The 20,506-nt window shown below is 57.9% G+C and carries 16 protein-coding genes; 4 read left to right on the top strand and 12 right to left on the bottom strand.

The genetic code is table 11. The annotated features are described in order from the left end of the window. Positions 1-47: 47 nt before the first annotated feature. The 9 genes from WA922_RS07025 to WA922_RS06985 all read right to left on the bottom strand — a co-directional run bounded on the left by WA922_RS07025 (position 48) and on the right by WA922_RS06985 (position 13,392). Entirely contained in the window at positions 48-3,284 is a 3,237-nt protein-coding gene (locus WA922_RS07025) for an amidohydrolase family protein (protein WP_424770970.1), read from the bottom strand. 86 nt (positions 3,285-3,370) lie between these two features. Beyond that, the gene (locus WA922_RS07020) at positions 3,371-5,134 is read right to left on the bottom strand and encodes a methyl-accepting chemotaxis protein (protein ID WP_424770969.1); all 1,764 of its coding nucleotides are present in this window, start codon (positions 5,132-5,134) and stop codon (positions 3,371-3,373) included. Further along, on the bottom strand, positions 5,131-6,687 hold the full coding sequence (locus WA922_RS07015; protein WP_424771009.1) for a putative bifunctional diguanylate cyclase/phosphodiesterase: 1,557 nt from the start codon (positions 6,685-6,687) through the stop codon (positions 5,131-5,133). Before WA922_RS07015 ends, WA922_RS07020 begins: the two co-directional genes overlap by 4 nt. A 103-nt stretch (positions 6,688-6,790) precedes the next feature. Continuing rightward, positions 6,791-7,666, bottom strand: coding sequence for a CheR family methyltransferase (locus tag WA922_RS07010; RefSeq protein ID WP_424770968.1), 876 nt, complete (start codon positions 7,664-7,666; stop codon positions 6,791-6,793). Further along, on the bottom strand, positions 7,657-8,772 hold the full coding sequence (cheB, locus tag WA922_RS07005) for a chemotaxis-specific protein-glutamate methyltransferase CheB (protein WP_424770967.1): 1,116 nt from the start codon (positions 8,770-8,772) through the stop codon (positions 7,657-7,659). The genes WA922_RS07010 and cheB overlap by 10 nt, the downstream gene beginning before the upstream one ends. Positions 8,773-8,782: 10 nt before the next feature. Continuing rightward, positions 8,783-9,148 carry a response regulator gene (locus WA922_RS07000; RefSeq protein ID WP_424770966.1) on the bottom strand — a complete coding sequence of 122 codons (366 nt, stop codon included), beginning with the start codon at positions 9,146-9,148 and terminating at the stop codon, positions 8,783-8,785. 56 nt (positions 9,149-9,204) lie between these two features. Continuing rightward, on the bottom strand, positions 9,205-9,636 hold the full coding sequence (locus WA922_RS06995; protein WP_424770965.1) for a chemotaxis protein CheW: 432 nt from the start codon (positions 9,634-9,636) through the stop codon (positions 9,205-9,207). Further along, positions 9,633-11,996: a chemotaxis protein CheA gene (locus WA922_RS06990; RefSeq protein WP_424770964.1), complete on the bottom strand. Its 2,364-nt coding sequence runs from the start codon at positions 11,994-11,996 to the stop codon at positions 9,633-9,635. Before WA922_RS06990 ends, WA922_RS06995 begins: the two co-directional genes overlap by 4 nt. 58 nt (positions 11,997-12,054) lie before the next feature. Continuing rightward, a complete protein-coding gene (locus WA922_RS06985) occupies positions 12,055-13,392 on the bottom strand; it encodes an MATE family efflux transporter (RefSeq protein ID WP_424770963.1) in 1,338 nt (445 codons plus the stop codon). A 134-nt stretch (positions 13,393-13,526) separates the two neighbouring features. Here WA922_RS06985 and WA922_RS06980 point away from each other — a divergent pair, with 134 nt between their 5' ends. After that, a complete protein-coding gene (locus WA922_RS06980) occupies positions 13,527-14,075 on the top strand; it encodes a (2Fe-2S)-binding protein (RefSeq protein WP_424770962.1) in 549 nt (182 codons plus the stop codon). Between the two features lie 11 nt (positions 14,076-14,086). Here WA922_RS06980 and WA922_RS06975 read toward each other — a convergent pair whose 3' ends face one another. Beyond that, positions 14,087-16,258, bottom strand: coding sequence for a TonB-dependent receptor (locus tag WA922_RS06975; RefSeq protein WP_424770961.1), 2,172 nt, complete (start codon positions 16,256-16,258; stop codon positions 14,087-14,089). Positions 16,259-16,406: 148 nt separating this feature from the next. Here WA922_RS06975 and WA922_RS06970 point away from each other — a divergent pair, with 148 nt between their 5' ends. Next, a complete protein-coding gene (locus WA922_RS06970) occupies positions 16,407-16,751 on the top strand; it encodes an arsenate reductase family protein (protein ID WP_424770960.1) in 345 nt (114 codons plus the stop codon). A 27-nt stretch (positions 16,752-16,778) separates the two neighbouring features. On the opposite strand, the gene WA922_RS06965 is transcribed toward WA922_RS06970, so the two are convergent. Continuing rightward, complete coding sequence (locus WA922_RS06965) at positions 16,779-18,128, bottom strand: MFS transporter (protein WP_424770959.1); 1,350 nt, start codon at positions 18,126-18,128, stop codon at positions 16,779-16,781. Between the two features lie 164 nt (positions 18,129-18,292). Here WA922_RS06965 and WA922_RS06960 point away from each other — a divergent pair, with 164 nt between their 5' ends. After that, positions 18,293-18,880: a class I SAM-dependent methyltransferase gene (locus WA922_RS06960; RefSeq protein WP_424771008.1), complete on the top strand. Its 588-nt coding sequence runs from the start codon at positions 18,293-18,295 to the stop codon at positions 18,878-18,880. A gap of 30 nt (positions 18,881-18,910) precedes the next feature. Here WA922_RS06960 and WA922_RS06955 read toward each other — a convergent pair whose 3' ends face one another. After that, a complete protein-coding gene (locus WA922_RS06955) occupies positions 18,911-19,726 on the bottom strand; it encodes a glycerophosphoryl diester phosphodiesterase membrane domain-containing protein (RefSeq protein WP_424770958.1) in 816 nt (271 codons plus the stop codon). Between the two features lie 65 nt (positions 19,727-19,791). On the opposite strand from WA922_RS06955, the gene lipB reads away from it, so the two are divergent. After that, positions 19,792-20,493 carry a lipoyl(octanoyl) transferase LipB gene (gene lipB / locus WA922_RS06950; RefSeq protein WP_424770957.1) on the top strand — a complete coding sequence of 234 codons (702 nt, stop codon included), beginning with the start codon at positions 19,792-19,794 and terminating at the stop codon, positions 20,491-20,493. Positions 20,494-20,506: the final 13 nt, after the last annotated feature.

Below are 20,506 nucleotides of genomic sequence, written 5' to 3'. Positions count from 1 at the left end.
GCGGCGCAATCGACCAACCGCAATAATGGGCGGACTAGGGCCAGCTATTAAGGTGTTTTCTCCCACCAATAGGGCAGACGCTTGCTATCGCCCGTTTCAACTTCATTCATAGTCGCAGCATCATATAATCTGCCGCCCAGCATCACCTGATCGATATCATCGCTATTACTGATATCAACCGACGGGTCCGCGCTGAGCACAATCAAATCGGCCAGCTTGCCTGGCTCCAGACTGCCAATATCCTGATCCATGCCAAGAGACTGCGCTGATGCGATCGTGCCGGCACGAAGCGCCTCGACCGGGCTCATCCCTCCGCGCACAAAGCTCCATAGTTCCCAATGCGCGGCGATCCCGGCCTGCTGACCATGCGCGCCGATGGCGACTTTGACACCCGCATCGGCCAGCTTTTTGGCTTCCCGCGCATTGTCATCATCGACAAATGCCCAGTCGGGTGCTTTTACGCGGCGCACAGTGTCTGCAAGCAACTGCTTGGGCGGGGTATGGACCATCAGCGGATTGGCCCAGACATCGGTCGCTTGCCGCCAATAAGGATCACCGGCAAGCCCGCCATAGGTTACCACGATAGTAGGCGTATAATTGGTCTGGCTCTGGCTGAAGAACTGGATCACATCGTCATAGAAAATATCCAGCGGTATATTATGCTCCAGCGTCGAGTTTCCATCGGCGATCAGGTTCATGTCCATCCCGAACAGCGATCCGCCTTCGGCCACCACCAGCATGTTTTCTGCTGCTGCGGCCATCGTCACCTGCTGGCGCTGTTCGCGGCGCGGCTGGTTATAGTTTTTGACCGATATACCGCCTTGCGCCTTAATCCGCTGGACATGCGCCAACGCGTCTTCATAATTGTTGATTTCTGCATATACCCGCGGGGACTTTGCGCCATAGATAATCTCCCCGGTGGAAAAAATCCGCGGGGCCAGCAAGGTTCCGGCTCGCTGGCGTTCTGCAGCGGCGAAAATCTGGCTGGCGGATGATGATGGGTCATGCATTGTGGTGGTGCCAAGCGCGAGGTTTTGCACCAGAGACCAGTTTTGTTGCGGGACCAGATCGCCCGTCCCCTGCGCCCCATGCGCATGCGCATCGACCAGTCCGGGCATGATAATCTTGCCCGTCATGTCGAGCTGTCTGACGCCGGCCGGCAGGGGGACATCGCCTGCCGCACCGACCGCTTTGATCCGGTCGCCTTCGATCAGGATCGTCCCATTGTCGATTGCACCGGCACCATCGCCTGACATGGTCAGGATACGCGCGCCGGTGAGGGCAATCATGCCGGAAGGCTTCGCCGCGCGCTGCGTCATGGACAGCGATATTCCTGTGGTTGGCGGCGAATATCCCGCGCCATCTGCGGCCGGTGCATCGGGGAACATCGCCCCCGTTGCTGCCGAGTAGAGATTTGGTCCGATGCTCCAATTGAGCTGACGCCCGCCTCCTGACCACCCAATATAATCCGCGCCGCCCTTGCTCGCCTGTGTGACCGGCAATGCATTGGCATTGGGGCTGACAGTGACCATCTGCCCGCCAGGCATCAGCGGCATGGCGAAGGCTTCATAATTTTGGCGAAAGGCAAAGAATTTGCCATCGGGCGAGACGGTGAAATCATTGACCAGTTCGCCCGCGGCATGAATGCGCTCGGCTTCGCCGTTCAGATCGGTCGAAACCAATTGCAGATCACCGCCGCTGCCACCGACCATAAACAGCCGGTCGGACGCCGCGCCAAATTGCGGTGATCCATTGCCGCGCGCGATCAGTGTCGGCGTGCCGCCTCCGGCCGGGATGCGGTAAACACCCGCCTTCTCAGACCAGTCGGGCGAGGTGAGGTAACCCCCGCTGCGCTTCTCATACACAATGGTCGCGCCATCGGGGGAGAATCTGGGCATCGCGTAATGGCCTGGCTGGCTGGTAACAGGCCGTGCATTGGCTCCGCTGGCGCTGACTGTCTTAATCGTGCCCAGCTCTTGGTCGGTCCAACTCACAAATGCAATCTGGCGGCCATCGCGGGACCAGCTGGGGAAGGCTTCTATCGCGCCGCTCGCATCAGGCGTTAGCCGTTTGGGCAACCCGCCACTCACCGGCTTGGTGTATAATTTACCCAGCGTTTCAAACAGCACTGTTCGCCCGTCAGGTGATACCGACGTGAATTTCGCAATGCTGGTGGAAAAACTTTCCGGGGCCACATCAATAACCGGATGCGGCGCATCGGCGATCCCGCGGGTGTCGGAAATGCTGAACGGAATTATCGCCGCGCCGGTTCCGTCAAAATTCACTCTGCGGATTTTTCCGCCCGCCCAAAACACGATCGAGCGCGAATCCGGCGTCCAGTCCATATTCGGATAAACGCCTGTAACCGCCCATGTTTCCTGAACATCCTTATCCAGATCATTGTAGACTTTTGTCTCAATGCCCGACGCGATATCTTTCACAAACAGCCGCGATTTGTCCTGTTCGCGCCGGACGAATGCGATTTTCGTGCCATCGGGCGAAGGGGCGGGGCGAACTGCGCCGCCAAAACCGGAAACAGCAGTCGTGACGTCACCGGTGGTCAGGTCATACCGCTCAATATCAAAGATACCCTGCAGCGAATCCTGCGCATATTCAAACACTGGCCCCGGTGTCGTATTGCGGGTATAGTATATCGCGCTGCCATCGGGCGCATAGATCGGTTCGCCCAGCTCTTTCTGGTGCGTTTCATTGGGCCGCTCGACCAGCTTCACGCCGCCGCCGCCCGATACATGGTAGAGCCAGATTTCCCCTGTGCCGAGCGAGCGCCCGGTGGTGAAGTGCTTCTTCGCGGCCAAGAAGCGGCCATCGGGGCTCCAAGTCGCTTGGTGCATCAAGCGGAAGCTTTCCTTGGTCACTTGGCGCATATCGCTGCCATCTGCATTCATCAGCCAGATATTGTCACCGCCGCCGCGGTCCGATGTAAAGGCGATTTGGCTGCCGTCGGGGGAGAAACGCGGCTGGACTTCCCACGCCATACCCTCGGCAATGCGCGTAGGAGTTCCGCCGGCAATCGGCATTGTGTAAATGTCGCCGAGCAGAGAAAATGCGATTAAGCGCCCGTCAGGGCTAACATCGACATCTATCCAGCTGCCTTCCTCAACCGTGATCGGGACTTGCCGTATGTTCGCGCCAGTGGGCGCATTGACATCCCACGGCGCATTGTCCGCCTCCTCCTCTGCGGCCGCCTGAGCATTGGCGGGAGAGGAAGCGAGCGTTGCGGCAAAGAGCACGCTGGCGAGGGCCGAAGTGACGCTGGATTTCATGGACAATTCCCTTGTTGAACATGCGGGTTTTACGCACGTAAAAGGGTGCAGTCCAGCCGCGCCTGTGGGATTTACCGGTCCTGACCCTAGTTGCGCACCCGGTTGAGAAAGTCCGTCACATGGTTGCGCAATGTTGCCGCCTGCTCTTCCAGATCAGTCGCGGAATTGAGGACCTGGGAAGCGGCTGCGCCCGTCGCCAGCGATGCTTCGCGGACGCTGGAAATACTGGCGGATACCTCGTCGCTGCTGCGCGCTGCCAGATCGATGCTGCGTGCCAGATCCTGTCCCGCCACTGATTGCTCATCAACGGCAGAGGCGATCGAAATAGCAGCGGTCTCCAACTGCGAAACCTGCTGGCCGATGCTGCGCAATGCCGTAACGCTGTCGGTGGTGGAGCTCTGCATCGCGCGGATTTGATCGGCCACCTCTTCTGTCGCGCGGCTGGTCTGTGCGGCAAGCTCTTTCACTTCGGAGGCAACCACGGCAAAGCCGCGGCCCGCATCGCCGCCACGTGCGGCCTCAATCGAAGCATTCAGCGCCAGAAGGTTGGTACGCCTTGCAATCGAATGGATCAGCTCGACGATATTGCCGACCTGTTGTGCCGAAACAGACAAAGCAGAAATGGTTTCATCGGCCTGATGGGCAGATACCGATGCCTGGCGGGCAAGCTCTGCAGAGGAGGCTGCCTGGCGGCTTATTTCACCAATCGACATGGCAAATTCGTCGCTCGCGGTAGCGGCTGCGGTGACACCGGTGGAGGCATCGCTCATGGCGCTCGACACCATGTCGGCCTGATGGGACGAGCCGTCTGCGGCACCCGCCATCTCGCCAGCGGTCGATTTTAATTGGGTTGAGGCAGCGGCCACGCCGCTAACAATATCGCCGACAGTGCGTTCAAAACGGTCTGCCAGCCCGTGAAGGATGTCGCGCTGTTTTTGCTGTACGCTCTCACGCTCCTTGGCGTGGCGGATCAGCCGCGCATTGGCCGCTTTGAAGACATCCAGGGCCCGCACCATGTCGCCAATTTCATCCTTGCGGCCGCTACCCTCTATCTCAAAGTCAGCTTCGCCAATGGCAAGCTTGTTCATCGCGCCATTGATTTCGGTCACTTTGCCAACCAGGTCAGAGGACAGATACCGCAGCCCCAAAGTCAGGATGACGATAGCCAGTACAGAGATGGCCAGTACAAACACGACCAGATTGGTGAAATAGGCCATCCCGGCTTCTTCCATTTCGGCAATCCGGGCGAACATGTCCTTCTGCAAGTCATCAGTCTGACGGTAGAGCGCATCACCTGTCGCAGCCAGATCATATGCCAGACGCGTTGTTTCATCGCTGCGTCCAGTCGCCGCCAGGCTGGCCTGAACCCGCCCGAAGGAGGTCTGGTAAACTGTCAATTGCTCTGATAGCGCATCCACAGCAGGGACAAGTTCTGCCTTGTGGCGCATAACAGCCAGCCTGATCTGTGCATTCTTGGCTTTGGCCTGGTTCAGATGCGCGGTCATCTGCGCACTGGCTGCGCTTTCGCCAGCGACAGTATACCGCAGGGCCTGATAGCGCATTTCACCGGCAATATTACGCAGGTCGGCTGCATCTGCCGCGGCATGATTTATCGCAGTGGTGGTCTGATATTTGTGGTAGACATTCGTCATGCCGATCCCGGCAACGGCTGCCAGACCCAGCGAGACGATAAAGAATGATCCGAAAACGGCAATCAGCTTGGCCTTGATCGGCAGGTTCTGGAACCAGACAACCGGCCTGATAGCGCGCGTGTTTTCAGGCGTAGCGGGCTTTTTGGTTTTCTCCATTTCCGTCGAGATTTCGGCAACGATGGTTTCCATCACGCTCATGATGCAGCCTTTTCAGAAGTATGACCGGGTAAATCCGGCGCGGCGCCCGGCGCAGGATGATGCGCAAGATGCCTTGCAATCTGGTCAGCAGGCATCGCTTTGAAGTATAGCCAGCCCTGAATTTGATCACAGCCTGCCGCGCGGACCAGATCGGCCTGGGCCTCGGTTTCCACGCCCTCGGCAGTGACATCCATTTTGAGCGCCTGTGCCATTGATATGCTCGACAGCATCATGGCGCGCGACCCCTCGTCATCGGCAGACCCGACGATTAAAGAGCGATCCAGTTTCAGTTTTTCAAAGCGGAACTGGCGCAAAAACCCGATTGAAGCATATCCGGTGCCGAAATCATCAAGCACGACGCGCACGCCAAAGCCGCGGATTACGTCCAGGCTGCGTTCTGCAACGATCGGATCGAGCACCAGGCAGGTCTCGGTAATTTCCAGCTCAAGCAATTCTGGCGGGAATCCGGTATCTTCCAGGATCTGGCCAAGCTGTACCGGAAATGCCGGATCGCGCAATTGTGCCGCAGAAATGTTGACCGACAGTTTGATGCCGCGCCATTGCAAGGCATCCTGGCACGATTGACGCAGGACCAAAAGCCCAATGGCATGGATCAGGCCCGATTTTTCGGCCACCGGAATAAACAGGGCGGGGCCGATCATCTTGCCGTCCGGCCGGTGCCAGCGGATAAGCGATTCCACCGCAACTATGGCTTTGGTCTGTGCATCAACCAGCGGTTGGTAATGCACTTGGAACTCGTCATTGCGCAGCGCATGGCGGAGCTCTTCATCCAAAGTGCGAATGGCTTCCAGATTACGGTCAAATTCGCTCTTGAACCATGTGCAGCGCATTCGTCCGCCGCGTTTTGACGCATACATGGCGACATCGGCGCGGCGCAATAATTCCGAGCTGGTCAGCAGCGTGTGATGCGGGTTCTGTCTGTCTTTACTGAGCGCCAGCCCAACGCTCGCACCGATGGCAATCCGCCGATCAGCAATCTCGATAGGGTGCCGCAGCCGGTCGATCAGTCGGCGACAAATACCCTCCAAAATAGTGCTGGATAACGGGCCAGTCATAATGATCGCAAATTCGTCTCCGCCCAGACGGAAACATTGCGCATCATCCTGGCAGAGATTTGTGAGGATCGCTGCCGCTTCCTTGATGACATCGTCACCCACAGCGTGGCCGTACAGGTCATTGACCATTTTGAACCCGTCCAGATCGATCAGCGCGATGGCAATTTCGCCGTCATGATGAACAATCGCGCGGACTTTCTTGTGCAGCGCCCGCCGATTGGGGAGCATGCTCAGGCTGTCGGTCAGGCCGAGCATTTCGAGCCGGCCAATGCTGGCAAAGCCGATTTTGCACAGCAGGCCAACAGCAGCGGCATAGATCGATATTCCGCCAACCAGAAGCGATGTGACGCCGGGCCCTGAAAGGTCATCGGCAAAGAAAGACGTACCAATTACGATCGCGAAAATGACTGATAGGACCAGCAGTGGTAATATCACAATCATTGCCGGGGGCATTACCAGCTTGCGCAAAGTCATCATCACTATAACGCCCCTTTATACATCACCGCAATCACTGCGCAGCCGCGCTCATTTTGCGCCGTGATGCTACCCAACCGGGACTAAGGAACGGTTAATTTCGGGTTTACTTGCGCATTTGCGCAAACGGGACGAGCGGGTCCGCATTTGGTATCGTTTCCGCCGCAGAGGACCGGGTGAAAAGGCCCGGTAACCCTGGCGATGGCCGGAAGATATCGGTCCTGCCCACAGTCGTTTCGCCCGCACCCAGCATCAAAGTGCCATCATCAGCCATTTGCGCCGCAATCTGATCAAAAGCCTGCAACCGCGCGCGCTGACCGAAATACAAAAGGACATTGCGGCATAAGACCAGATCAAAACGCTGTATTGCGTGCGATGGTTCAAGTATGCTTTTGTGTTTGAAGCGTACCATCCTGCGCAACTCGGGCGAGGCATACCAGCCCCGATCGGTTTCGGTAAAATGGCTGAGCATTTGCGTAACGCCCAGCCCGCGCTGGATTTCAAACTGGGTGTACAGGCCGGTCTGTGCGGTGATGACCGCTTGCTGTGAGATGTCAGTACCGACAATATCAATGTGCCAGCCGGCCCATTTATTTGCTTGGCCAGCAAATATCATCGCAAGCGAGAGAGCCTCTTGCCCGGTCGAGCATCCCGCCGACCAGATTGACAGCCGTTTTGATCGTGCGCGTTTTTCCGCCAAAGCGGGGAATATACGCTGTTCCAGCAGATCGAACGCCGATCGGTCCCGGAAGAAATAGGTTTCATTGTTGAGCAGAGCCTCAACGACTTGCTGTGCCAGCGGGCCAGATCCTGGGTTTGCCAGCAGGCACACCAGTTGATCGACGTTGGAAATGCCATGTTCGCGGAATACGCCCGCCAGCGCGCTACCGATCCGCCATTGACGGTTTCGGGTAAGTTGCTGGCCCGTGCGCGCTTCGAGCAAATCGGCAACAATACGGAAGGATACCTCGCTTACTTCCACGCGGCTGCTCCGGCTGCGCGCATCACAGCCTTGCTTAAATCGGCTGGCGGCAAGATTGCCGAAGCCAGTCCCAGTTCGGCAACCGCTCGCGGCATCCCCCACACAGCGGCGCTATCCTGGTCCTGCGCAAAAATGGTCCCGCCCGCTTCGGCCAGTTTCGCCGCGCCGATGGCACCATCACGGCCCATTCCGGACAAGATTATGGCCACTGCTTTGCCGTCAAGCGCCCGGACCAGCGATTCCAGCATGGGATCAACCGACGGCAAACAGCCGCTGGGGGCGGGGGTCTGCGTAATCTGGATTGCCAGTTTCTTACCCGCAGGGCGCACCGTCAGATGGCCGTCACCAGGCGCAATATACAAAGTGCCCGGCTCCAGCAGCATCCCGTCAATCGCCACCCGTGCGGCACGCGAAGAGGCCAATTCAAGCTGCCGGGCAAAAACGGGCATGAATGATGCGGGCAAGTGCTGCGTGATTATGACCGGCAAATCGAAGTGCTGCGGCAGATTTTCCAGAAATGTGCACATGGCATGGATCCCGCCGGTTGATGCTCCAATTGCGAGTAGCCGGGGTCGTTCATGGTTCGGTTTGCGGAGCGAAGGCTGCCGCTGGGCTGGATGTGGGGGCGCCGCTCGGGCGTATTCACGGGCGGTCCGTGACGTGCCCAGAGCGCGGATTTTCTCGACCAGTGTCGCGCCATATGTGTCACCAAATTCGCCTGCATGCGGCTTGGCCAGTGTATCGGCGGCGCCCATTGAAAGCGCGGTAAGTGCGTGTTCTGTGCCGTCTGCGGTCAGGCTGGATACGACCAGCACTTGCACCTGCGGCGCGCAAGAGAGAATATCGGGCAATGCGCCGAGCCCGCCAATTCCGGGCATTTCCAGATCGAGCACAACGACATCAACCGGTGTGCGGTTCAATTGCTTCAAAGCCAGCTCGGCGCTGCTGACCGTGCAAACAACGTCGAGATCGGGCTCTTTTCCTATAATGCGCGCAAGTACTGTGCGAACGATCAGCGAATCGTCCACAACCATTACCCGCGTTGTGCGCAACAGCGAAGGCCGCCGGGCTGGCTTGGCTAATGCAGGGGAAGGGGTGGTGCCCATAAGAATGGGCTCACCCCATTCCAACCAATTGCAGTTTGATCTGAAGTGTTTCGTGGTCGAAGGGTTTCATAACATATTCGTCCGCACCGGCATCAATGGCTTCGCGAATATGCGCCATATCGTTTTCTGTGGTGCAGAATACGACTTTGGGGGCGTGCCCGCCTGGCAAAGTGCGCAATTGCGTGACGAATTCAATACCGGTCATCACGGGCATATTCCAGTCGAGCAGAACCGCATCGGGCATGGCGGCCTGACAAAGATCGATACCTTGCTGGCCGTTTTCCGCCTCCTCCACTGTGAAATTGAGCGATTCAAGAATGTGGCGCGATACGCGGCGTATCACGCGGGAATCGTCAATTATCAAACAGCGTTTCATTACAGCCGGGCCCTTATGTTTACGGGTGCTATAGCGTTACGCCGGTAACCAACTGATTAAGCCGCCTCGGCTGCCGGGTTTACGACCAGCTTGGCTGGATCAATCAGCAGAACCGGCCCGGATGCGGTTTCGATCATTCCAAGCGCCACGGCCGTCCATGCCGCGCCGTATCCGCCGGGAATATCACGAACATCGGATATCGTCTCGACGACGTCTTCGACCGCGTCCACCAACAGCGCATACATATGGCCGTCAACCGCAACGACCGGACACCGGCCAGAATGCAGCGATGCAGGGTGGAGACCGAGCGCGGCTTTGCAATCTATCACGGTCATCGTCTGGCTGCGTATGGCGGCCAGCCCGGCAACATGGCGGGGGGTGCGCGGGACAGGATAGACATTGTCCAGCTCCATCACCGAATCGACTGCGGGGGCGGCGATGGCGGCGCGTGTCCCGCCAATGGTAATTATCAAGACCAGTCCGCTCATAATGCCATGTCCAGCCGAATGGAGCGCAGCGCCGCCAGCAAGGCAGGCCGGTCGTAGCTGTAGATGCCGCAGTCAGGATTGCCGGCCTGATTGATGTCGAAATGCAGCCGGATAGCCGTGCCGGGAACATCCGCGATGTCTTCATCACCCTCATCAATGACAATGGATACATCAGCCGCCCCTTCGCGCCCCAGCGTCACGTCGTAACCGGCGGAGGAAATGAGCGGCGCCAGTATTGTGCGCGCCCATTCATTATCGTCTGGCAAAGAGCAGATCGGCCTGCCAGCGGGGCTGCCGCGTGCACCAAAGCGGCCAAACAAAGCGTACCCGTCAATGACTGGCACGGCTTTGCCGTCCAGCACAGCAAGTCCTGCTATCATCGGGTCGCTATCTTCGGGTTTAAAAGCGTGTGGAGCATCAATGGTTTCGCCCAGTTTGGATACCGGGTACCCGATCGCGCTTTTGCCGTCAGACAGATGCAGCAGAAAGATAGCGCCTTCGGGGATGGGGGCACCATCAATGCCCGCCAGCGCCAGCATATGCCCGTCTATGACCGCGCAACCGGACTGGCCCTCCACCGTGATCGCAGATGCAGCAATATGTTCAATACGGGTTACCAGATCTATTGCGATGGCGCGGTATCGGCCATGCAAATCGGTAAAGGTCATAAATGTGCAGGTGGCGGCCGCTGGCTGATCGGCCATAGCATCCTCGCTGTGCACAGCCCGTGTCTGACTGGCCGATAACAGGCCGTGCATCTTGGCGATTGCAAGGGCATCCAGCAGCAACACAGGCTGGCCATCATCGCGCAGCGTGCTGCCGCCATATATCTTCGCGTTCACAATGGTGGGGGCGAGCGGTTTGACGACCAGATCCTCCTGATCGTGGATTTGGTCGACCGCCAAAGCAAATGTCTCGCCGCTGCTTAACCGGATCATCACCAGCCGCTGGTCATGGCCGGCACGCCGGTCTGTCAGTCCCAGAATATTGCCGAGTGTAAGGCACGGTATCCGGCTGCCTCGAATTGTCACGAGATCGGCATCGCCCACTTGAGAGAACGCAATCGCTGGCGATTTTCCGTTCGCTATTTCCGCGATGCAGGATTGGGGAATGGCGAAGGTCTGGCCGGCGGTAGATACAGTTAGCGCCGAAATGATGCTCAAAGTGAGCGGCAGATGCATGATGAAGGTGGCGCCCTGGCCCGCTACGGAGCGGACTTCGATCGTCCCGCCAATCTTTTCGATGTTGGAGCGGACCACATCCATGCCGACGCCGCGGCCCGATATGCCGCTGATACTATCTGCGGTGGACAATCCCGCCGTGAATATAAGATCGCCAATGGCGAGGTCAGTCATCGCGTTGAGCTCTGAGTGACTAAGCAGACCAGCGGCGAGCGCCTGTTCCTTGATCCTGTCGATATCAAGACCAGCGCCATCATCGGACAGGACGATCGCGATTTTATTACCGGATTGACGTGATATGATGGAGATCCGGCCGGTCGTGGATTTGCCCGCCGCCTCGCGCTGATCGGGGGTTTCAATACCGTGGTCGGCTGCATTGCGGATCAAATGGGTGATTGGATCGCGGATCATCTCGATCATTTCGCGGTCGAGTTCCACAGTGCCTCCTTCGGTCTCGATAACAACAGTCTTACCCAGCTCTGCTGACAGATCACGGACCAGACGCGGCAAACCGTTGTACACATGTTCCATCCGCTGCATCCGCATCCGGGTGACCGCATCGCGGACATCGGTGAGAATGGCTGACAGCCTCTGAAACTGCCCGTCAAGCGTTGGCTCGCCGCCGGTATCGCGCAACCCACGGGCCAGATCATTACGCGCCAGGACCATGTCGGATACGCCGCTCATCACGCGGTCGAGCAGCTCGACCGGCAAACGGATAGTACGCGGCGTGACCGAAATGTTTTCAGGCGGTTTGGTTGGCGGGGAAGGCGCAGGGGATTGAGCATCGGGTCCGGGAACAGGCTCGCTGCCGGTGCAATCCAGTGCCGCAATCAGGGTATCATCGCTGCCTGCGGGCATATCCTGCCCAACTTCGATAGCCGACGTGATCACAGCAATCTGGTCAATAATCGCAAGCACAGCCGACACCATTGCCGCGTCAGCTGTTCGCCGGCCCGCGCGAACATCACCCAGAGCAGTCTCGGCGGCGTGGCTGAGCGCCTCCAGCCGGGGAAAATCGAAAAAACCGCAATTGCCCTTCACGGTGTGGACAAAGCGAAAAATTGCATCAAGACGCGCGCGTTCACCCGGGTTCTGTTCCCAGATCACGAGTTCTCCGGTAATGGCTTCCAGCATTTCGCGCGTTTCTGCGACGAAATCCGCGAGCAGATCATCCATCCGTCTGGTTCCCAGTATCAGTGCTGGCTATTTATGGAGGATGATGGTTAACGAAGCGTCACTGCTTACGCTGCAATATCCGCCAAACGATGATTACAGCCACTGCGCCGCCGATGACATTGGCGGCAAGTTCTGCGATATAGATCGCATCGGCCCCCGATGATGGCAGCAGCAACCACGCAGTGGGCATCATGATCAAGAACACCCGGGCGAAACTCTGCAACATGGCCCAGCGCGCTTTATCGACCGCATTCAGCGCGCCATTGCTGACTATCAGCAAACCATATCCGGCATAGCCCCACGCCGCGATAGACAGATAGGCGGCAAATTCGCGAATGACGGCGGGGTCTTCGGTGAAAAAATTGGCAAACCACTCGCCCGCAGCGAACAGGATTACTGCCAGAACCAATCCGTACACCAGCGAAAATGCGCCCGCCCAGACCATTGCCTCGCGCGATCGGTCGGGCTTGTCTGCGCCCCAGTTTTGGCCCACGATCGCGCCAATTGCGCCCGATAAGGCAAGCAAAGGGACGACTGCGAAACTCTGTAGCCTGCCCGCAGCGCCAAACCCTGCCACGGCGGCCTGGCTTTGTGATGCTGCAAGGGCGGTTAGCACGGACAGGCCGACAGGGTTGATCGCATTGGAGAAGGCTGCGGGACCGGCGACATTGATAACCGATTTGAACGATGGACCGATCGCACATTCGCGCAGCTTTGCAGGATTGAACGGCAAAGTGGTTTTGCTCAGCATCCAGAAGCCGAATATAACGGCAACCATCCAACCGGTGATCGATGCATAGGCTGCCCCTTCGATACCAAACCCTGAAAATCCGAACGCGCCGGTAATGAAGATCGGATCGAGCACCCAATTGACCGCCGCGTAAGTGACCGAAACATATGATGTTTTCTTGGCCTCTCCCTGTCCTCGCAAAACGCCGTTCAGGCCCATGATGACCAGCAACAGCGGAAAGCCGATCGTGAACGGCACCATATAGGCACGGATCAGCGGCAATTGTGTTTCATCCGCTTGCATCAACGCAAATAAAGGGTCGAGCAGGAGATAGAGTGCCGCAGACATCAGCACGCCTGCGCCGGTGGCCATGACTATCCCGAAATTGCCAAGCCGGGCCGCACGCTCTCGGTCGCCTTGACCAAGTGCGCGTGCAACAACCGAGTTAATCCCGACCGAGATACCCACGCCAAGGCTGGAAAGGGCCACACTGATGGGGAAGATAAACGAAATCGCCGCCAGTTCTGCGCTGCCCAATTGGCCAATAAAATAAGAATCGACCAATCCGATCGACATGATCGCGGCCACTCCAATCATCATCGGGGTGGCTTGGGAAACCAGATGCCCGCGAATATCGCCGCGCGTCAGTTTTGCATCTTCGCTCATCAGCCGCGCCGTAGCTGCGCCGTGCCTGTCAGGGAAGCGATAAAAATTGCGGCGGCTTTATTGAATTGATCGAATGCCAGCACCGGCGCTAAGACGGGTGCAGTACACGTTCTATTTTTACAAGAGTGCCACCAATGCCGCGCCTGACCCTGAACGACCAGCCGCTTGAGTTCGACATGGCGAATGAGACCCCGCTGCTATGGGCGATCCGCGATGCCGCCAATCTGACGGGTACCAAATATGGGTGCGGCGTGGGCGATTGCGGTGCGTGCATGGTGCTGGTCGATGGCGAAGCCCTGCGCAGCTGCCTGATTACCATTGCCGAGGCCGAGGGCCGCTTTGTCACCACCGTCGAAGGTCTCTCGCGTGATCGTTCGCATCCCGTCCAGCAGGCATTGGTGGCGGAGCAGGCCATTCAATGCGGTTTTTGCACGCCGGGCATTGCCATCTCTGCTGCCGCATTGATTGCGCGCAATGCCAACCCTTCCAAGCAGGAGATTGAGGAAGCGATCCCCAATCTGTGCCGCTGCGGCGTCTATCCGCGGCTCGTCAAGGCGGTCCAGCGGGCGGGGCGCGTGGCACGGCGGCTGGAAACGATCAGCGCAGCGCCTGCGCCCGGGATCAGCGCAGAAGATGCCGCAGGCGAAGTTCCCGCTATCGCTGCGCCCGATCCCGAACGCTGATATCCGCCGCTTTAGAAGCGGATATTGGCCGCAAACCGCGCATGTAACGGCGCGCCAACGCTGGCCTGATGCGTGGAATGCGAATTGGGGAAGTAATCTGTATCGGTCACATTCTCGACATTCACTTGCAACCGGATCGTATCGGACAGGTCATAATAAGCGGCGGCATCAATCCGGGTGTAAGCGGGCAACAGGGCGCGTGTTGTCACGCTGTCGCCGTTGGCACCGGTATAGGTGACTGTGCTGTTGGTGATAAAACTTTCGCCCTGATGTGTCAGACCAAATCCTATGCCGAGCCGAGGGGTGACTTCAACGGTGTTCCAGACTGAAAACATGGTTTCGGGTAATTCGCGCGGGCGGAGCCCTTCATTACCAAATACATCGACCTGCACGCCATCAAGGAAGCTGTATCCTGCGGCAATTGACCAGATGTCAGTCACTTGACCTTGCAATTGCACTTCAAAGCCCTGAATTCTGGAATCGATGATATCCAGTGTGGCCGGGTCGTTGTCGCTTGGCTGCGGCGAGCTTTGCTCGATCTCAAAAACCGCCGCTGTCAGGCTAAGCTGCTGCGCAAAGTCCCATTTCACGCCGGCTTCAAGGTTGGTGAAAGTGTCGGGAGCAAGCGCGTTATTATTGCCATTTATGTCCGCAAATTGCTCGCCCGAACGCGGCAGGAAGCTCTCTGAATAGCTGGCATAGATCGAGATATTATCCTGTGGTTTCAGGATAATGCCGCCGCGCGGGGAAAACTCTTTATCGCGGCGTGTGCGAACGTCATTGGCGACGATATTGTTCACGGCAATATCAAAGCTATCGAACCGGCCGCCGACAACGATATTCAGCCAGTCTGTCAGTTCAATTTCATCCTGAAGATAGACAGAATACACATCGATCGTGACCCGCGTGTCATCATTGAGCGCAGCTGTCAGATCAACTGTGGTAATGTCCCCCGACGCATTCACACCCACACCGCCACGCAGGGCAAGCGGGCGGTTGATCAGAAACACTTCATTATCATCATCTGTCTGGTCCCAGACCGGATTAAACCGGTTCTGATCAGATGAAGTGCGGATATATTCGCCGCCAAAAATCAACGTGTGGTGGACGGTGCCGGTATCAAATTCGCCAACCAAATTACCTGACAGGATCAGGTTCTGACGCTGTGTGTTATCGATATAGCCATCGGTCGTAACACGGTCAGGCGTTGCCAGCTGGTTGTAATCAGAGGCATAGAAATTTGAATAGACTTTGTCATAATCGCCAAAAAAAGCGGAGAAGTTGCCCTTCACATTCTCGGAGAATTGATGGCTGAGATTGGCGCGTAGCAAATGCGCTTCCAGTTCTGCGAAATTGAGCACTTCATCGCCGAAGACAATATTCTGAAATGCTTCAACAGGGCGGCCATCGATGCCCGTGGGTATTCCCCGATCAATGAAGCGTCGGTGATCGGCATACTCATAAGAGAGATCCAGCGTTGTCTGAGGGCCGATGGCAAAGCGCACCGCCGGGTTAACACCGATACGGTTACCGCCATAGAAGTCGCGGTGATTGTTCAGGCTTTCATACGCACCGTTCAGACGCACGGCGACCGTGTCACTGGTGGAGAGATTGACATCGCCCTGAATGCTGAACGCGCCAAAAGTATTGGCTGCAATCTGGCCGCTGCCGAAGGTCTGGCCAGTGGTGCCTTTTTTGGTCACCCGGTTCACTATGCCGCCAGTGCCGCCGCGTCCGAACAATAGCGCGTTGGGGCCGCGCAGAATTTCGACCTGCTCCAGATTATACAGGCCGCGATAATATTGGACGTCATCCCGCACGCCATCGATGAAGAAGTCCGCGGTGGAGCGCACGCCGCGTATTACTATGGAATCGCGGTGACCCTCGCCCTGCGAATTGTTCACTCCCGCGGTGTAATCGACAATCTGGCCAATATTGGTGTAGCCGCGCCGCTCGATCTCTTGCGCTGTCACGATGGACAGGCTCTGCGGCACATCAAGGATGGGTGTGGGGGATCGCAGAGCATTGACCTGGTCTGTGTAAAGGATCTTTCCCGTGACAATGATGTCGGCTGGCTGTGTATCGGCGGTATCAGAACCCCCATCGGCCGCTTGCGCCAGTACCGGCCCCGACAGACAGGCCGCGCCCGCGAACAAAGCGCAGGGTAGGGGGAACCGAAACATACAAACCTCCAGATGCGAATGACTCGCGATAGACGGCAACTATTGCGAATTATTCGCATTTGCAAGGAGTGTTTCGGCTTGGCTTGGATTGCGTGTGGATATATGGCTTGGCCGCTACCCATATAACCCGGCAGCTGGAGTGAACTGCGTGCAAGCAACTATTTGGCATAACCCCAATTGCGGAACATCGCGCAAAACGCTGGCTATTTTGCAGGAGCGTGACGGGGTTGATGTTACAGTCGTCGAGTATCTGAAAACGCCGCCACCGCGCGACAAGCTTGCGCAATTATTTGCTGATGCTGGAATGGCTCCGGCAGACGGCTTGCGGCTGCGCGGTACCGATGCAGCAGAACGCGGGTTGCCGGATGCAGGACCGGACGCGGTGCTCGATGCAATGGCGGCAGAGCCGATTCTGATCAATCGCCCATTGGTCGAAACCGAGAAGGGTGTCCGGTTATGCCGCCCGCAAGAGATGGTTGAAGAAATCCTCTAAAACTTTGGCGCAGGCGGCCGATAATGCTCAAGTCTGTTCGGCTGTGTCGTCGCTGGTCAGGGAACCCCAGCCGATAATCGCGACGGCAATGCATAATGCGACGATGACGATAAAGGCCAGATTGTCCGAATGGCCGTAGAGCCAGACGCCCAGCGCCGGAGCGAAGACGAAGGCAGCTCCGGTTACCGACGCCACGACGCCCGAAGCCTCGCCCTGTTCAGAGCGCGACACAGCAAGTGACGCGCCTGCGGTGAAGCCGGGACGAAACAGCCCGAAGCCCAGCGATGCGATTGCATATCCCAGTGCAATACCATGCAGATTTTGCGCTGCGCCAAACAGGATCGTGCCCAACGCTGCGAGCGCAACGCCCGACAATATCGCCGCACGCGGTCCCAGATTTAGGCGCGGGATCACGCCCCATTGGGCGAGCAGCGTTGCAATTGCGCCGCACATCAGCACAATCCCTACAGGGCCTGCGCCCTCTGCGGGTGCACCGCGCAACCCCAACCGGTCCAATACCAGAAATCCGGCGATCCCCAGAACCATTGCATGGGCATGTCCGCCCAGCAGGCCCGCGATCACCCACGGGCGCAAACGCGCTTCGAACCAGCCCATTTTGGGAATCGCATCAGGATCGTGGACATCCGGTTCCCCGGTGCGCCCGTCATCATCAGAATGGCCGGCCGAGCCTGAACTGGAACCGAAAGGCGCATCATACGTCGCTCCGCGGGCAGCATAGCGCGGCTCGTCATCGGGCAGCAATATGCGCAACGCAATCAGCGTGACCGCGCCCAGAATCACAAATGCCAGAAACGGTCCGGTCAGGCCGATGCCGGGAAAAATCAACAATGGCGCAAGAGCAGGGCCAAGCACGGTTCCCAGGCCAAAGCTGGAAGCGATGAGCGATAATGCCTGTGTCCGTTCGGAGCGCGCGGTGCGCGCGGCGACATAGGCCTGTACCGCAGGCGGAGCAGCTGATCCGAAACCGCCATACAGGCTGCGCGAAAGGGCAAACAGGATCAGCGTCCAGAATGCCGGGATCAATCCTGCCAGGCCAAACCATAAAACCAGGCCGCACAGCCCCATCGAGACAATAAATCCGATCAGGCCCAGCGCCATCATCGCCTTGCGCCCGCGCCTGTCCGATCGTCTCGCCCAAATTGGCGCGCACACCACCCACAGCAGTGCTGACCAGGTATAGGCGAGACTGATCCAGACATCGTCCACTCGCAGCGCGGTCCCAATAGAGGGCATGACGGATTGCATCGCGGTGTTGCCCGCCGCCGTGGTCAACATGACGGCAAACAGCAGCGCCATCCGGTCGCGCGAAATCGGCTTGGGCGGTGCGTCTTTCAGAGCGGGTTTGGCAGCATCCATTGCGCCCCCGCTAGGCCTGATAGACGGTTATGACAATCCGGCTTGACTTGAATAATATCCCGAATAACGCAGCGGGCAGACGCCGCCCATATTCCCGAAAGACGATTGAAAAAGGGGTCAAAGTGACCAAACCTTCAGCATTACCGCGCAGCCTGCCAAAACGGATGGCCGAAAAAATATCCCGTTTCTCCGATCAGGCTGGCGTTTTCTTTCAAGGGTTCGTCAAGCATCCGCGTATGGTCGGCTCAATCATACCCTCGTCCCGTTTCACCGTTAACAAGATGCTCGCTCCGGTGGATTGGGCCAATTGCCGCCTGTTTGTCGAATATGGGCCCGGGGTCGGAACGTTCTGCCGTCCTGTTCTGGAGCGGTTGCCAGCTGGCGCAGCGTTGCTCGTGATTGATACAAATCCGCTATACATTGACTATCTCAACCGGACGATTGCCGATAGCCGGTTCACCGCAGTTCTGGGCTCTGCTGCTGATGTGGAACAGATTGTCCGGCAATCGGGCCACGGCCATGCCGATTACATTTTGTCAGGCCTGCCGTTCTCCACTTTGCCGGATGGTGTGGGCCCGGCAATTGTCAAGGCGACCCATGCGGTCTTACGGCCCGGCGGTGCGTTTCTGGTATATCAGTTCAGTGCCAAAGCGCGCAGCTATATGGCCAGGCATTTTACCAGCATCGATAGCGGGTTTGAGTTTTGGAATGTTCTGCCCTGCCGGCTTTTTTGGGGCTGGAAATCAGAATAGCGGATAAATTCGCTCTCATCAGACAGGCGGTTATTCGAAAGTGTCAATTTCCGCCTGCGAAACGCTGCCTGACAGCCCGTGATATACGGACATATAGACCGACAACATAATAACAGTGGAAACCGCACTGATGATCGCGGCTGGAATACTCTCCGCCCAGAGCCCGGCCGGGCCGCCGACCACCGCGCCGAGTAATCCAAAGATGATCCCAAGTACCGATGTGACGACAAATATCGCAATTGTAAGCAAGACCACAAACAGGAACACACGCCGCGTATTGCCAGTCACCAATTGCCACGAGCGTTTGATCGCCGAAACCGGATTGAGCGTATTTTCTGCTGCCATAACCGGGCCGATCAGCAGCAGACGGATCAGGGCAATCACCGCAAGCGCAGCCAGAATAATTCCCAAGATCCCGCCAACCACCGGGGATATCGCGGCGCTCACCACGCCAACAATCGCAAAAATCAGGCCGGCCGCCATACCGATCGCCAGCGTCGCAACCAGATAGGGAAGGGTCGCAGACAGGCCGGTTTTCAACGCTTCACCAACGGTCAGCCGATGCCGCCTGCCCAGCAGGGCAAAGACGGTCAGCGATCCCACTGTCGAGGCCGCCAGATAGACCAGCAGCAACAGCCAGTTTTCCGCCAGAAAATCCATCATTGCCGACTGCAGCTGTTCGGATCCGCCCGCTGCTGCTGCTTCCAGTTGGGCAGTGGGAGCCAGAACGCTGAGCGCCAAAGTCGGCAGGAAGAAAAACACCGCCGCAACGATACCCAGCATGTCCTTGTTACCCAGCATCAATGCTGTGGCATCGTTCCACGCCTGGCCAATATCCAATTTCATCGCTTCTATCCCCACATGTCTATTTCTTTCTTGATAACCCGAGTAAGGCACGCCACGCAATCCCCATGACTATATCGCCAACAGCCCAAAATGATATTCCGCCGGGTATCTGTATCGGTAGGACGGTCGATATCCGCCGCGCGCAGGATCACGTGCCGTACCGCGATGCGCTGGCGGAAATGGACCGCAGAAGCCGCGCGATTGCCGCTGGCGAAGCGCGCGAGTTGCTCTGGTTGCTCGAACATCCGAGTGTATACACCGCCGGTACCAGCGCGGCGGCGGGCGAGCTGCTCGATCCGCGTTTTGAAGTGATCGAGGCTGGCCGGGGCGGGCGATATACCTATCACGGGCCGGGCCAGCGGATTGGCTATGCCATGCTCGACCTCACAAAAAGGGGGCGCGATGTGCGCTGCTTTGTTCATGCGCTGGAAGGGTGGGTGATCGATACACTGCGGGATTTTGGCGTGAAAAGCTGGCGGACCGAGGGGCGCATCGGCATCTGGACGCACGATATTGATGGCCGCGAGGCAAAGATCGGCGCCATCGGCGTGCGCGTGCGGCGATGGATCACGATGCACGGCTTATCCGTCAATCTTGATCCTGACCTGTCGCATTTTGCCGGTATCGTGCCATGCGGTATCGCCGAATTTGGCGTAACCAGCCTCGCACGGCTGGGCGTGCCGGTCAGTGCGCGAGAATGGGACGATGCCTTGCTTTCGCGCGCTGCCGCTTTCCTGGACAGTTTACCCGAAAACCCCAACCCATGACCAAGAGCCCAAC

It is taken from the genome of Pontixanthobacter sp., assembly GCF_049682855.1.
In the GTDB taxonomy this organism is placed as follows: Bacteria; Pseudomonadota; Alphaproteobacteria; order Sphingomonadales; family Sphingomonadaceae; genus Pontixanthobacter.
This window is presented reverse-complemented; position numbering and strand designations above follow the sequence as displayed.

Bases quoted from the DNA above. Each gene is read 5' to 3' on its own strand.
- WA922_RS06965 (WP_424770959.1), bottom strand. From the start codon at position 18,128: ATGGATGCTGCCAAACCCGCTCTGAAAGACGCACCGCCCAAGCCGATT.
- WA922_RS06975 (WP_424770961.1), bottom strand. From the start codon at position 16,258: ATGTTTCGGTTCCCCCTACCCTGCGCTTTGTTCGCGGGCGCGGCCTGT.
- WA922_RS07025 (WP_424770970.1), bottom strand. From the start codon at position 3,284: ATGAAATCCAGCGTCACTTCGGCCCTCGCCAGCGTGCTCTTTGCCGCA.
- WA922_RS06980 (WP_424770962.1), top strand. From the start codon at position 13,527: ATGCCGCGCCTGACCCTGAACGACCAGCCGCTTGAGTTCGACATGGCG.
- WA922_RS06990 (WP_424770964.1), bottom strand. From the start codon at position 11,996: ATGGATGATCTGCTCGCGGATTTCGTCGCAGAAACGCGCGAAATGCTG.
- WA922_RS07015 (WP_424771009.1), bottom strand. From the start codon at position 6,687: ATGATGACTTTGCGCAAGCTGGTAATGCCCCCGGCAATGATTGTGATA.
- WA922_RS06985 (WP_424770963.1), bottom strand. From the start codon at position 13,392: ATGAGCGAAGATGCAAAACTGACGCGCGGCGATATTCGCGGGCATCTG.
- lipB (WP_424770957.1), top strand. From the start codon at position 19,792: ATGACTATATCGCCAACAGCCCAAAATGATATTCCGCCGGGTATCTGT.
- WA922_RS07000 (WP_424770966.1), bottom strand. From the start codon at position 9,148: ATGAAACGCTGTTTGATAATTGACGATTCCCGCGTGATACGCCGCGTA.
- WA922_RS06995 (WP_424770965.1), bottom strand. From the start codon at position 9,636: ATGAGCGGACTGGTCTTGATAATTACCATTGGCGGGACACGCGCCGCC.
- cheB (WP_424770967.1), bottom strand. From the start codon at position 8,772: ATGGGCACCACCCCTTCCCCTGCATTAGCCAAGCCAGCCCGGCGGCCT.
- WA922_RS06960 (WP_424771008.1), top strand. From the start codon at position 18,293: ATGGCCGAAAAAATATCCCGTTTCTCCGATCAGGCTGGCGTTTTCTTT.
- WA922_RS06955 (WP_424770958.1), bottom strand. From the start codon at position 19,726: ATGAAATTGGATATTGGCCAGGCGTGGAACGATGCCACAGCATTGATG.
- WA922_RS07020 (WP_424770969.1), bottom strand. From the start codon at position 5,134: ATGAGCGTGATGGAAACCATCGTTGCCGAAATCTCGACGGAAATGGAG.